12 protein-coding genes are annotated in these 14,067 nt (G+C 44.7%); 4 read left to right on the top strand and 8 right to left on the bottom strand.

Translation table 11 applies throughout. The annotated features are described in order from the left end of the window. Positions 1–9: 9 nt before the first annotated feature. Both mnmC and relB read left to right on the top strand, forming a co-directional pair. On the top strand, positions 10–2,052 hold the full coding sequence (gene mnmC, locus C5471_RS01665) for a bifunctional tRNA (5-methylaminomethyl-2-thiouridine)(34)-methyltransferase MnmC2/FAD-dependent 5-carboxymethylaminomethyl-2-thiouridine(34) oxidoreductase MnmC1 (RefSeq protein WP_133814887.1): 2,043 nt from the start codon (positions 10–12) through the stop codon (positions 2,050–2,052). Between the two features lie 131 nt (positions 2,053–2,183). Next, on the top strand, positions 2,184–2,483 hold the full coding sequence (gene relB, locus C5471_RS01660; RefSeq protein WP_133814886.1) for a type II toxin-antitoxin system RelB family antitoxin: 300 nt from the start codon (positions 2,184–2,186) through the stop codon (positions 2,481–2,483). Between the two features lie 145 nt (positions 2,484–2,628). On the opposite strand, the gene C5471_RS01655 is transcribed toward relB, so the two are convergent. From C5471_RS01655 to hutU, 8 genes are all read right to left on the bottom strand, one after another. Continuing rightward, positions 2,629–2,907, bottom strand: a complete 279-nt coding sequence (locus C5471_RS01655; RefSeq protein WP_036838273.1) for a YfcL family protein — start codon at positions 2,905–2,907, stop codon at positions 2,629–2,631. 45 nt (positions 2,908–2,952) lie between these two features. Then, positions 2,953–3,480, bottom strand: a complete 528-nt coding sequence (locus C5471_RS01650; RefSeq protein WP_133814885.1) for an elongation factor P hydroxylase — start codon at positions 3,478–3,480, stop codon at positions 2,953–2,955. A gap of 22 nt (positions 3,481–3,502) precedes the next feature. Continuing rightward, positions 3,503–4,303, bottom strand: coding sequence for a sulfite exporter TauE/SafE family protein (locus tag C5471_RS01645; RefSeq protein WP_133814884.1), 801 nt, complete (start codon positions 4,301–4,303; stop codon positions 3,503–3,505). Positions 4,304–4,390: 87 nt separating this feature from the next. Beyond that, entirely contained in the window at positions 4,391–5,476 is a 1,086-nt protein-coding gene (gene aroC / locus C5471_RS01640) for a chorismate synthase (RefSeq protein ID WP_133814883.1), read from the bottom strand. Between the two features lie 103 nt (positions 5,477–5,579). Further along, complete coding sequence (gene prmB, locus C5471_RS01635; RefSeq protein ID WP_133814882.1) at positions 5,580–6,512, bottom strand: 50S ribosomal protein L3 N(5)-glutamine methyltransferase; 933 nt, start codon at positions 6,510–6,512, stop codon at positions 5,580–5,582. 187 nt (positions 6,513–6,699) lie between these two features. Beyond that, a complete protein-coding gene (locus tag C5471_RS01630; RefSeq protein WP_133814881.1) occupies positions 6,700–8,094 on the bottom strand; it encodes an amino acid permease in 1,395 nt (464 codons plus the stop codon). An 85-nt stretch (positions 8,095–8,179) separates the two neighbouring features. Further along, entirely contained in the window at positions 8,180–9,724 is a 1,545-nt protein-coding gene (gene hutH / locus C5471_RS01625; protein WP_133814880.1) for a histidine ammonia-lyase, read from the bottom strand. 8 nt (positions 9,725–9,732) lie between these two features. Next, positions 9,733–11,412, bottom strand: a complete 1,680-nt coding sequence (gene hutU, locus C5471_RS01620; protein WP_133814879.1) for a urocanate hydratase — start codon at positions 11,410–11,412, stop codon at positions 9,733–9,735. A gap of 621 nt (positions 11,413–12,033) precedes the next feature. Here hutU and C5471_RS01615 point away from each other — a divergent pair. Then, positions 12,034–13,308, top strand: coding sequence for an FAD-dependent oxidoreductase (locus C5471_RS01615; RefSeq protein ID WP_166295568.1), 1,275 nt, complete (start codon positions 12,034–12,036; stop codon positions 13,306–13,308). 113 nt (positions 13,309–13,421) lie between these two features. After that, entirely contained in the window at positions 13,422–14,063 is a 642-nt protein-coding gene (locus C5471_RS01610) for an HAD family hydrolase (protein ID WP_133814877.1), read from the top strand. The last annotated feature ends 4 nt before the right edge of the window (positions 14,064–14,067 follow it).

The raw sequence follows: 14,067 nt of genomic DNA, 5'->3' as shown, positions 1-14,067 counted from the left end.
GGCATTACCGTGAAAAACTCTGCCATCTGTACCGCAACCCTGAACTGGAATGATCAAGGCACTCCGGTTTCAGCACAATTCGACGACGTTTATTTTTCAAATCAGGATGGATTGGAAGAAACCCGTTATGTATTCCTTAACGGTAATCACTTTCCCCAACGATTCAGTACTCATTCTCGTACCAACTGTGTCATAGCAGAAACTGGCTTCGGAACAGGTTTGAATTTTCTGACTCTATGGCAATCATTTGCTGCATTTCGGCAGCAAAATCCTGATGCCCCGTTGAAACGTCTGCATTTCATTAGTTTCGAAAAATACCCACTGAAAACCTGTGACTTACGGGCTGCTCATCAACGCTGGCCTGAGCTTGGCCTTTTTTCACAACAGCTCTGCCAGCAGTGGCCTCAACCGTTGGCAGGCTGCCACCGGCTAATTATGGCAAATGGAACGGTCACCTTGGATTTATGGTTTGGTGATGTCAATGATCTGTTGCCAACAATGGATTCCAACCTTTACGGTAAAATAGACGCCTGGTTTTTAGATGGATTTGCGCCTGCAAAAAACCCACAAATGTGGAGCGAACAACTGTTTGCCGCAATGGCGCAATTTGCCCGCCCAGACGGCACCTTTGCAACCTTCACTTCTGCCGGTATCGTCCGTCGTGGTTTACAACAAGCAGGTTTTAGTGTCAGTAAAGTAAAAGGATTTGGTCGCAAAAGAGAAATGCTGACTGGGGTTCTGGCCGCACAGAAATCTCAGTCATTGCCCACACCGTGGTTTGCTCGTCCAGCGGCAAGCCACACAGATGATATCGCGATTATTGGCGGAGGTATTGCCGGTATTCTCACCGCTCTTGCACTACTGCGTCGTGGCACGCAAGTTACTCTTTATTGTCAGGATGAATTTCCGGCACAAGGTGCGTCCGGTAATCGTCAGGGAGCGCTCTACCCGTTACTTAACGGTAATAATAGTGGACTCGAAAAATTCTTTATATCTGCATTTACTTTTGCCCGTCGTCAGTATGATCAACTATCAGCTCAGGGAATTCATTTCGACCATCAATGGTGTGGTGTCAGCCAACTTGCTTATGATGAAAAAAGTAGCAGGAAAATTGAAAAAATTCTGGCAACAGAATGGCCGGATGAAATCGCTGTTGGTATGAGTCACCACCAATTAAGTAAAGAATGTGGACTGGATATTAATCACCACGGCATTCACTATCCACAAGGCGGGTGGCTATGTCCGGCCGAATTGACCAAAGCGGCAACAGAATTAGCACAACAGCAAGGAATGCTCTGTTTCTTCAATCATGAAATTACCGATCTTGACCATAGCGAAAAGGGTTGGCAGCTGCATTTGATGCATCAAGGGCAACGCTTAAACACACATCATAAAACGGTAGTGATTGCCAATGGCTATCAACTGCCCCAATTTAGACAAACCGAAAAATTGCCGGTTACCGCCGTTCGTGGTCAAGTCAGCCATATTCCAACGACAACAGAGCTGAGTAAATTGAAAAATGTGCTTTGCTATGATGGCTATATGACACCTGCTAATCCAAGCAATCAGTACCACTGCATCGGGGCCAGTTATCAGCGCCATCAGCTTGATAGCGAATATTCTGCAACAGAACAACAAGAGAATCGTGATCGATTACTGAAATGTTTACCTGATGCCGGATGGATAAGTCAGGTTGATGTTTCTGCCGGAAAATCTCGCCAGGGCATTCGCTGCGTTATTCGTGACCATATGCCAATGGTGGGAAATGTGCCGAATCTCAATGAAATAATGGAAAATTATCAGGATCTATCAGAACAAATCCGCACAGGAAACCCTGTCACAGATGCCGCCTGTTATTCCAATCTGTTTGTTATCGGAGCATTAGGTTCCCGTGGATTATGCTCTGCACCACTCAGTGCGGAAATACTTGCAGGGCAGATCTTTGGTGAACCCTTGCCACTGGATAATGAAACACTGGCAGCCCTTCATCCAAACCGTTTTTGGATCAGAAAACTACTGAAAGGCCGCGAAGTTAAAACCGAAAAACCATAAGAAACGGCACCGCCCAAGAAGTGAAATGTTTGTGTCACTTTTGGGAGGTGCAGCTCAATACATCTCAATCTTCTTGCAGATAGATCTCAAATGAGATACATAATAAAGCCTGATAAAACGGAGGACACAAAATGGCTGCTCAAACATCAATGCTGCACGTCCGTGTAGACGACAAACTCAAGGCCGATGCGACGGAAAAACTCGCAAATCTAGGCCTGACTATATCGGATGCCGTGCGTATCCTGCTAACCCGTGTCGCCAAAGATGGAGCGTTACCTGCTGGCTTCACTGCCGATCCGGAAACTTACGACGCCTGGTTTCGTGCTAAAGTACAAGAAGCGCTCGACGATACGCGTCCACCTATCCCACATCAGCAGATGATGGATGAAGCCCAAGAATTGATTAACAGGAAACTTCGTGCTCGTTCTTGAATGGAAGAAAACAGCCTGGGCCGCCATCAAACAGCTAAAATGGAAATCACCATCAAGTCTTCGCTTCAATGCACTGCACCGCCAGATATCAGAAACTTATATGGTTTTTTGGGTGCAGTTTGTCTTTTCTATTGTTTTAATCAATTTATTGAGTTTTAGCGTTATCCAGCAGGCGCTGCCAAGTATGGAGAACCAGAATCTGATCCGGTGGTGCCAATTCTCCTGCTTTAATCGCATTTTGGATACTTTCTTCAACACGATCATGAAGCTGTTCAGCAGTATGAGCACCTTCTTGTTCCAATTCCGCCACCGCCAAAGTGAGATGCCCGCGGAGATAGCCACCAGCAAATAATTCATCATCACTGGCATGATCTACCATGTCATCAATTTGCGCCAAAATACGCGTTTCAAACTCAGCGAGCATCATCTTTCCTTAAATTCAGTTTCAATCTGCGAATATATCTTCCGGCTAAGGAAAATGTTCCGCTTTCAATGGGGGCGTATTGTAGAACGATTGTAGTCTCTGAATAAAGCACTCTGCTCTTGCCGGTATTCCCTGCGCTAAATAGCCCATGATCTGAGCACGAACTTTACGTTGAAAAGCCAGCCTGTCAGGTTCAAAATCCCCGTCAAGGTTGTCACAACTGATATTGAACGGAAAACCTGCGGCGGTACAAAACATCCAATCCAGTGCCTGGGGTTTAATTTCTACTTTCTCGAATTCACTTTGCGTCTGTGCGTCACGCCCATCAGGGCAATACCAATAGCCAAAATCCACTAGTTTCCGACGCTTTTCACCCGCAATGCACCAATGGGCAATTTCATGTAACGCACTGGCATAGAAACCATGAGCAAATACAATCTGGTTATAAGAAACGTCTTCATCTGCCGGCAGGTAAATAGGTTCGTTATCACCTTTTACCAGACGTGTATTGTATTCGTCGCCAAAACAGCGATTAAAAATATCTATAATTTGTTGATAGTTATGCGTTGTCATGAATTAAAAACAAAATCCTGAATCAGAAATAATATGCCAGCCAGGTACGGATCGTATCTCCGTGATTATCATTCAATAATTTGATACTCATTAAAAAAGAGATAGTCACGATCATAGGGCGAATAAGTTTTTGACCATGTGTTAAAACCAAACGTGCGCCCAGCCGTGCACCGATTACCTGCCCTGCCAGCATAACAAGGCCCAGTACCCACAAAACCTGACCGCCAAGGATAAACAGCACCAGTGAACCCATGTTGGAAGCGAAGTTCAGTACCTTGGCATGAGCGGTGGATTTCGCCAGGTTATAGCCACACAGGGTAACATAAGCTAACGCATAAAATGAGCCAACACCGGGACCAAATACGCCATCGTATAAGCCCAATCCACCCCCGATAAGACAGGCAAATGCCACCGGAGCCAGACGACGATGGCGATCTTCCCTGCCTATCGTTGGGGTCAACAGGAAGTAAAGGCCAATAATAATAACCAGAACCGGTAATAGCTGGCTGAGAAAATCGGGTTTGATAAACTGGACAATCCTGGCTCCAGCCATTGAACCAAACAATGTCATCAGTATGGCAAAGCGCTGAGACTTGAGATCAACCGCGCCATAACGGACAAAATAGAGACTGGCAGAGAAGGAACCACCCACTGCCTGCAACTTGTTTGTCGCCAACGCCTGCACAGGCGAGACGCCGACTGACAGTAACGCAGGGATGGTCAGTAAACCACCACCGCCAGAAATCGAGTCGATAAATCCAGCGATTATCGCAACCAGAAAGAGCAGACCATAAATTTCCGCTCCTGATAATAACCAGTCCATATTTTATCCCATCAAAAGAAACCGCTTATCCGTATTCAGCTACCCATTTCAATATCCGGGATTTCAAGGCTAGCTTCATCTTCCTAATCACCAACGGGGAAGACGGGATTCAACATCCGCGCACTGTGCCCTCTGACGTAACAGGTGATCCATCAGAACAATAGCCATCATGGCTTCTGCAATCGGTACCGCCCGGATACCAACACAAGGATCATGGCGACCACGAGTTACCATTTCCATCTCTTCACCCTGACGGTTAACCGTTTTACCCGGCACCATGATGCTGGAAGTGGGTTTCAACGCAATATGAGCAATAATTGGCTGGCTGCTGCTGATCCCCCCCAGAATTCCACCTGCATGATTACTGGTGAAACCCTGAGTCGTCATTTCATCCCGGTTTTCACTGCCACGCAGATTAATAACGCCAAAACCTTCACCAATTTCAACGCCTTTTACTGCGTTAATACTCATCAACGCATGAGCGATATCAGCATCAAGGCGGTCGAAAACAGGTTCTCCCAATCCGGCTGGCACATTCTCTGCTACAACCGTCACTTTCGCGCCAATAGAATCACCCGCTTTTTTCAACTCACGCATCAGAGCATCAAGTTGTTCAAGTTTGGTTTCATCAGGGCTGAAAAAGGGGTTTTGTTCCACCTGTTCCCAATTTTTTAATTCGCAATGAATATTACCCATCTGACTCAAACAGGCACGGATACGAATACCATGCTTATCCAGCAAATATTTTTTCGCTATCGCACCTGCCGCAACTCGCATTGCCGTTTCACGGGCAGAAGAACGGCCACCACCACGATAGTCACGGATACCATATTTCTGTTCATAAGTGTAATCAGCATGTCCCGGACGGAACACGTCTTTAATCGCACTGTAATCTTGAGAACGTTGATCCGTATTTTCAATCAGTAAACCGATACTGGTACCGGTCGTTACCCCTTCAAATACACCGGAAAGAATGCGAACCTGATCCGGCTCACGGCGCTGCGTTGTATAACGGGAAGTTCCCGGACGGCGCCTGTCTAAATCAATTTGCAAATCCGCTTCGGTGATTGTGATACCCGGCGGTACACCATCGACGATGCATCCCAACGCCAAACCGTGAGATTCACCAAAGGTGGTAACCCGGAAAAACTGCCCGATACTATTTCCAGCCATCTCAGTTCCTTCCTGTTAATTGTTCTTTTATTTAACTCTTTTAATTCTATATTTAACTCTGCAAGTTCTGCATTAATGACCGCAGCAACTACCCACGCAACTATCAGTCTTTGAATAAACGAAAATGTTCGTGATGTTCGATAAGCTGTTGACGTGTCATCATAAATACACCGTCTCCACCATATTCAAATTCCAGCCAGGTAAATGGCACATCAGGATATTGCTCAATCAAATGCACCATGCTGTTGCCAACTTCACAAATCAACATACCTTGTTCTGTAAGAAAATCGGGAGCGGTTGCAAGAATGCGGCGTGCCAGTTTTAAACCATCTGAACCCGCAGCCAACCCCAATTCAGGCTCACGGCGGAACTCTTCCGGCAAATCACTCATATCCTCAGCATCGACATAAGGCGGATTAGTGACGATAAGATCGTACTTAACAGGTGGCATATCGCGGAACAGATCGGAACGAATAGGAATGACCCGATGCTCAAGGTTGTGATTCTGAATATTCTGTTCAGTCACTGCCAATACATCAGCGGAAATATCCACCGCATCGATCTCCGCTTCCGGGAAAGCATATGCACAGGCGATGGCAATACAACCACTACCTGTACAGAGATCAAGGACATTGGCTGGCTCATCAGAAATCAGCCCTGAAAATTCATTATTAATCAGTTCACCAATCGGTGAGCGTGGAACCAGAACCCGTTCATCAACATAAAATTCATGACCACAAAACCAGGCTCTGTTAGTCAAGTAAGCAACAGGAATCCGATCATTAATACGGCGAAGAACCCGCTCGATAATACGATGACGTTCAGTTGATGTCAGCCGTGCGGTCATCATTTCCTGTGGAATATCCAGCGGCAGAAACAGCGATGGAAGAACCAGTTGCAGAGCTTCATCCCAAGGATTGTCTGTACCGTGTCCGTAATAAATATTCGCCGCATTAAACCGGCTGACAGACCAGCGCAACATATCCTGAATGGTATATAATTCAGCCACTGCCTCATCGATAAAAATCTTGTCCAAAAGCCCCTCCAGCCCCGTAAATTCATTGACCCGTTAGTTTGCCACGATCACTGAGACAAATCAGCTTTCATGTCAGGCTAATGACAATAAAAGGATGGTGCCGGTGTTTTATTACAGATTTTTGACCAATTTTCTGCGGAAACCGTCTTATTCAGTCAGCAACAAGACGGTTTCTATAATATTTATATTATATTTTCTCGTTAGCAGACTGAACGTTAACAATGATGACATTATTATTTCGAATCCATAAATAATAGGCTGCGGTTAACAGCAGGATCCATACTCCTCCCACATAGAACGCGATTCGTGTCGCTGGGAAGTAACTTAGAACAGCAATAATAAATATCATAAACACGATAGTCAGAATCGGTGCAACAGGCCACACCGGCACTGGAAATTTTAACTTTTGTGCTTCTTCCGGTGACATCTTTCTACGCATAGCAAACTGAGAAAACAAAATCATTAACCAAACCCATACCGTGGCAAAAGTGGCAATCGAAGCAATGATGACAAACACCTGTTTAGGGAGTAAGTAATTAAGGACAACAGCACACAGCAATGCCAATGTCATCACCATAATAGTCACCCAAGGCACGCCGTTACGGCTTAGTTGCATAAATTTTTTATGCGCTAATCCTTTCTCAGCCATACCGTACATCATCCGGCCTGCACCAAAAATATCGCTGTTAATAGCCGAAATTGCCGCTGTGATCACGATAATATTCAGAATATTTGCCGCCGAACTAATTCCCAGTCCCTGAAATATTGCGACAAATGGACTGCCTTCCTGACCAATGCTGCTCCAGGGGTAAATTGCCATTAATACAAAAATAGTCAGTACATAAAATAGCAGGATACGGACCGGAATAGAGTTGATTGCTTGCGGGATCATTTTCGCCGGATTTTTAGCTTCACTGGATGTAATACCAATGATTTCAATACCACCGAAAGCAAACATAACGACGGCCAGAGATTCAATAATGCCGCCAAATCCATTAGGCATAAATCCGCCGTGTTGCCACAAATTTTGAACGCCTGTTGCCTGAAAATGGCCACTGAAACCAAACAGAATAATGCCGACCCCAGCAATAATCATGGCACTGATCGCCGCAACTTTCAGAATCGATAGCCAGAACTCCATTTCACCAAATACTTTGACTTTACAAAGATTCAGCGCGCCAATAATGAAAATAATGCTGAGTACCCATATCCAACGCGGCACTTCCGGATACCATAGCCCCATATAAATACCGAAAGCCGTTACATCAGCCAGACAGACTATTATCATTTCGAAAGTATAAGTCCAGCCGGTAATAAACCCCGGTAACGGGCCTAAATATTGATGGGCGTAACTGGCAAAAGAACCGGCATCCGGTTTGTGGACCGCCATTTCTCCCAGAGCGCGCATGACCATAAAGACAGCGGCACCGCCGACTAAATAAGCTAATAATACCGCCGGACCTGCCATTTTTATGGCTTCAGCCGAACCATAAAAAAGACCGGTGCCAATTGCAGAGCCCAACGCCATAAACCGAATATGGCGAGCGTTGAGTCCCCGTTCTAGGTGTAATGTGGCTTGCATGATTTACCCTCTTATCTTTTATTATTGGGTTTTATGAAAGATAATTGCAACAATCAGGCCGGACAGAAGCCGGCCCTCGGTTTATTTAACGGTTATTTTTAGTCTGTAATATCTGTCCAGCAGGAAGTAATGAGGAAAGGTGTTGCTCAATCAATAGTTGTACCGCAGCAGCAATATCTGGCGCAAAAAAACGATCCTGATCGTAATAATCTACCTTTTCCCGCAAAATATGACGCGCTTTTTCCAGAATCGGACTGCTTTTCAGGCCATTTCGGAAGTCTATTCCCTGACAGGCCGATAACCATTCAATTGCCAGAATACCCCGGGTATTTTCTGCCATCTCCCACAAACGACGCCCGGCAGCCGGTGCCATTGATACATGATCTTCCTGATTAGCCGAAGTCGGTAAACTGTCAACACTCGCGGGATGGGCTAACGCTTTATTTTCACTGGCAAGAGCCGCTGCCGTCACTTGTGCAATCATAAAACCAGAATTCACACCACCGTTCTCAACCAGGAAAGGCGGAAGCTGTGACATATGTGAATCCATCAACAATGCAATACGTCGTTCTGACAATGCACCGATTTCCGCTAATGCCAGCGCCAAGTTATCAGACGCCATTGCAACGGGTTCAGCATGAAAATTACCGCCGGAAATCACCTCACCCTGTTCAGCAAATACCAATGGATTATCAGATACAGCATTAGATTCAGTCAGAATAACATCGGCAGCATGGCGGAGCTGGGTCAGGCAAGCCCCCATGACCTGTGGCTGACAACGCAATGAATAGGGATCCTGCACCTTGGGACAGTCTATATGAGAATCCGATAGTTCACTGCTCTCTTCCAATACATGACGATACAATGCAGCTACGTCAATCTGCCCCTGTTGCCCACGAACCTCATGCACGCGGGCATCAAATGGTTTGCGGGAACCCAATGCCGCTTCTACGGATAAAGAGCCGCAAACTATTGCTGCCGCCAACAGATCTTCTGCCTCAAATAATCCACGTAACGCAAAAGCAGTGGAGACTTGAGTGCCATTAAGCAACGCTAAACCCTCTTTGGCCGCCAATGTAATAGGTTGTAAATTGGCTTTTGCCAGAGCTTCTTTGGCTGGCAACCATTCGCCCTGATAACGCGCCTGTCCTTCCCCAAGTAATAACAGACTCATATGTGCCAACGGTGCTAAATCACCAGATGCGCCGACAGATCCTTTACAGGGAATACAGGGATAAACCTCCGCATTCACTAAAGTGATCAACGCCTGAATGACGTCCAGACGAATGCCTGAGTAACCACGGGAGAGGCTGTTGATTTTCAATACCATGATCAACCGGGTCATGTTATCGTCCAGCGCTTCACCTATTCCAGCGGCATGAGACACGACCAGAGAATGTTGCAGTTTTTCTAAGTTATTTTCCTCAATCCGGGTACTGGCTAGTAGTCCGAATCCGGTATTAATTCCATACGCGATGCGTTTTTCAGCAAGAATAGCATTAACACATGCCACGCTGTGCTCAATAGCCGGAAAAGTCTGGCTATCCAGAGTCACTTTTATGGGTTGCAGATAAACCTGACGCAGTTCATCAAGGGTCAATTTGCCTGGGTAGATAGTTAATTGTTTCATAATGTTCCTTACTTTGTATTGAGCATAGGCAAATCTAATCCGTGCTCTTTGGCACAATGAATAGCGATTTCGTAACCTGCATCGGCATGACGCATCACTCCGGTAGCCGGATCGTTGTGCAGTACTCGGGCTATACGTTCTGCGGCTTCATCGGTTCCATCACACACGATCACCATACCTGCATGTTGTGAGAAGCCCATGCCGACGCCGCCGCCATGATGCAGAGAAACCCAGGTAGCACCACTGGCGGTGTTAAGTAAGGCATTCAACAACGGCCAATCCGAAACAGCGTCAGAACCATCACGCATGGATTCGGTTTCCCGGTTCGGGCTGGCGACAGAACCGGAATCCAGATGGTCACGACCAATAACAATCGGCGCAGAAAGCTCTCCACTGCGCACCATTTCGTTAAAAGCTAGTCCGAGTTTGGCGCGTTCACCTAAACCAACCCAGCAGATACGGGCAGGTAATCCCTGAAAACTGATGCGTTCTCTGGCCATATCCAGCCAGTGATGCAAATGTTTATCATCGGGCAGCAATTCTTTAATTTTGGCGTCAGTTTTGTAGATATCCTGTGGATCGCCGGAAAGTGCTACCCAACGGAAAGGCCCGATACCACGGCAAAATAACGGGCGAATATAGGCAGGAACAAAACCAGGGAAATCAAAAGCATTTTCTACACCGACTTCATATGCCATTTGACGAATATTGTTGCCGTAATCAAAAACAGGAATTCCCTGTCTCTGAAAAGACAACATCGCCTTAACATGCTCCGCCATTGAAGATTTTGCTGCTTGGATAACCTCCGCCGGCTCTGAAATGGCACGCAGGCGGTACTCTTCCCAGCGCCAGTTTTTCGGCAGATAACCGTTGAGAGGATCATGTGCGCTGGTCTGATCAGTGACCAAATCCGGGCGCACACCTCGACGAATTAATTCCGGTAAAATTTCAGCGGCATTACCGCACAGTGCGATAGAGATAGCTTTGCCTTCCTGAGTGTACTTTTCGATCCGGGCCAGTGCGTCGTCCAGATCCTTAGCTTGTTCATCGATATAACGAGTGCGCAGGCGGAAATCGATCCTGCTTTGCTGACATTCAATATTCAGAGAACATGCTCCGGCCAATGTTGCAGCCAGCGGTTGCGCTCCCCCCATACCCCCTAAACCGGCGGTTAACACCCAACGCCCCTGTAAATTACCGTTATAATGCTGACGGCCAGCTTCCACGAACGTTTCATAGGTGCCTTGGACAATTCCCTGGCTACCAATGTAGATCCAGCTACCCGCCGTCATCTGACCGTACATAGCCAGCCCTTTGGCATCCAACTCGTTGAAATGTTCCCAGGTAGCCCAATGCGGTATCAGATTCGAATTCGCAATGAGTACCCGTGGTGCATTTTTATGCGTTTTAAACACCCCAACCGGTTTACCCGATTGGATTAACAACGTTTCATCGTCTTCCAACCTTTTCAGTGTTTCGACAATCTTGTCATAACATTCCCAATTTCGGGCAGCCCGACCAATGCCCCCATATACCACCAGTTCATGCGAGTTTTCAGCAACTTCTGGATCAAGATTATTCATTAGCATGCGCAGAGGCGCTTCGGTTAACCAGCTTTTGGCTGTGAGTTGCGTCCCTCTGGGTGCCCGGATATCGACATTACGAAATTTATTATTCTGGGCGGTCACGGTCTGACTCCTTTTGCTCTTTGGATATTTGTTAAATGTATAGTTGTATATACATGTATATTCAATAGACCAAACCGTTAGCCAAAATAATATATTTATGAATTTATTATCTTTATTTTCTTACAAATCAATTTGTTAACATTATTTCTTTCTGATTATCAAGGCGTAATGTTTTTGTTATTTTTGTGTTTATAATCACAAATTATTTACATTAATTTTACAAAAATACAGTTTATGTCAGGAAATATTTTGTCTGAATGTGGACCAAATTCGCTCTTGATTATAAAGAACAGCAAATAAAATTAACTCTAATAGATTAAAAAATCAGCCCTTAAATAGAACATCTATATTCCCCAAGAGATTTTCCTGCCTGATATTTCACCCACAAATTAAAATACCTATATTTATATATTGACAAACAAAATAAGAAAGGCAAATTTAAACCCTCTAATTTCGATACTAATGGTTTCGTATTTAAGAAAGGTAATCGAAATAGAACGCTACTTTATAGTAACAAAACAGGATGTACTCTGTAGAAGAACAGTAACAATAATTCAGTGCTCAACTCATAGAAAATGTTCTCAGGAACATCAATCCTGCTATAAAGAATGGAGGAGAGAAATGCCTGTATATGATGTTGCCATTGTTGGCGCTGGCCCCGCAGGGTTAGCTGCGGTGCAGAAATTGAAAGGAAAAGGTTTACGAGTTGTATTAATTGATAACGGCAAAGCCATTCATGAACGTGATAAAGATAATCTGGTTGAAATAACCGAAGGGCACGGTGGTGCAGGGTTGTTTTCTGACGGAAAATTCTCATTTTTTCCTTCTGCCAGTGCACTTTGGGAACTGCCAAACGGACGAGAATTACGGCAAGCTTATGAATGGACCTGTACTACTCTGAATGAATATGGCCTAGATACACCGCCATTCCCCACAAATCCCAAAGAATTTACTATAGGTTCTGGGGAATGGGTATTAAAAGATTATCCATCCAATTATATGTCTCTCGAAAGTAGGATTAATCTTGTTGAAAATATGGTGCAAACGGCAGATGCAGATATCATTACACAAACTAAATTCCTCTCTTATAAACATAATAGAGAAAAAAATTCTATTATTATGAGCTTAAGAGATGAAAATGCCACAACCTATCACATTGAATGCCGGCGAATCATTTTAGCTAGTGGAAGATTTGGTCCATTAGAAATGACTGACCAAATTGAAAAACAATCATTTAATCGACTGGAAGTTGGCTTCCGCATTGAACAGCAAGAAGATTTAGCATTCTTTAGAAATATGAAACAACTCGATCCGAAGCTAAAACTTCAGTCAGATGATGGCATTGTTGAATGGCGTACTTTCTGTGCTTGCCGGGATGGCGAAACAGTATTAACAAAAACCCAAGATTTATGGACTGTTTCCGGTCATTCTGACGGCCCCTCTACAGGACGATCCAATGTTGGGTTTAATACGCGTATTCTTAATAAAGATATCGCTGACCGAGCACTTAGCAATGTTGTTTCAGCCATGAAGCAAAAAGATTCTTACTTTAGAATCAAAGTACAAGATGTATTAGCAAGAAATGCTCACATAATTGCACAACTTGTATCCCTTTATGGTGAAGAGTTATTCGATAAGATGTTGCAAGGACTGCGTAATATCATCAAGCGATTTCCCGAAATCGATCACGAGAATACATATATCGTCGGCCCCACACTGGAAGGGGTCGGTTGGTATCCCAGTCTTGATGGCGATTTGAGCCTGGAAACATCCCCTTCACCCGTATGGGTTGCAGGCGACGCTTGTGGAATCTTCAGAGGTATTGTTGCAGCGATGATTAGTGGTCACTACGCCGCCTCTTCGGTCCTTAAGACCTTGGAAGCAGAGACTGCTTAATCAGTGAGCCAGCTGAATAAACAGGGGATTACCAAGATGGGTAATCCCTATATATTTACTATGCCGAACAAACCTAACCTATTTCTATAACGAAAAATTTATTTAGATTTATTATGAAAATATTACATGTTTTTGATATGGACGGCACTCTTCTAAGAGGAACCACTGCAAGTCTGGAAATTGCCCGTACCATGAATTGCCTGACAGAACTTCACCTGCTGGAAAAACAGTTTTCTGAAGGAAAGATAGATACCAAAAGGTTTGCAGCTGAATTACAACTCTTATGGTCGAACTTACAGGACGCTGATGTTGAGGAAGTTTTTCATGCTTCACCGTGGATTGAGGGAATAAAAGAAGTTTTTGACGATATCAGAGCCAAAGGTGAAATATCGATGGTCATTACCCTATCACCTGATTTTTTTGCCCAGCATCTGAGAAAATTTGGGGTTGATACTGTGGTTGCATCAAATTTTCCTGCTTTGCCTTTTCGTGAGCCAATTAATCTACAGCAGATACTAACGCCTGAAAGTAAATTACAGATAGTTAAAAAATATGTGCAGGAATATGGGCTGAATTTGGAAATGTGTATCGCCTATGGTGATGCTGGCTCTGACATCCCCTTGTTTAATGCTCTTACCAATACAGTTGCTATCAATGGGACAGATAAAATACGTGAAATCGCATTAATGCATTATGAAGGTAACGATCTATGGGAACCCTATCAGCTGATTCGGAAAAAAATCAGTTGTCAGTAAGGAA

The organism is Photorhabdus tasmaniensis (genome assembly GCF_011189505.1).
Classification (GTDB): Bacteria; Pseudomonadota; Gammaproteobacteria; order Enterobacterales; family Enterobacteriaceae; genus Photorhabdus; species Photorhabdus tasmaniensis.
This window is presented reverse-complemented; position numbering and strand designations above follow the sequence as displayed.

Excerpts from the sequence above, each read along its gene's own strand:
- C5471_RS01650 (WP_133814885.1), bottom strand. The coding sequence starts at position 3,480 with ATGACAACGCATAACTATCAACAAATTATAGATATTTTTAATCGCTGT.
- C5471_RS01630 (WP_133814881.1), bottom strand. The coding sequence starts at position 8,094 with ATGCAAGCCACATTACACCTAGAACGGGGACTCAACGCTCGCCATATT.
- C5471_RS01645 (WP_133814884.1), bottom strand. The coding sequence starts at position 4,303 with ATGGACTGGTTATTATCAGGAGCGGAAATTTATGGTCTGCTCTTTCTG.
- C5471_RS01615 (WP_166295568.1), top strand. The coding sequence starts at position 12,034 with ATGCCTGTATATGATGTTGCCATTGTTGGCGCTGGCCCCGCAGGGTTA.
- hutH (WP_133814880.1), bottom strand. The coding sequence starts at position 9,724 with ATGAAACAATTAACTATCTACCCAGGCAAATTGACCCTTGATGAACTG.
- aroC (WP_133814883.1), bottom strand. The coding sequence starts at position 5,476 with ATGGCTGGAAATAGTATCGGGCAGTTTTTCCGGGTTACCACCTTTGGT.
- C5471_RS01610 (WP_133814877.1), top strand. The coding sequence starts at position 13,422 with ATGAAAATATTACATGTTTTTGATATGGACGGCACTCTTCTAAGAGGA.
- C5471_RS01655 (WP_036838273.1), bottom strand. The coding sequence starts at position 2,907 with ATGCTCGCTGAGTTTGAAACGCGTATTTTGGCGCAAATTGATGACATG.
- relB (WP_133814886.1), top strand. The coding sequence starts at position 2,184 with ATGGCTGCTCAAACATCAATGCTGCACGTCCGTGTAGACGACAAACTC.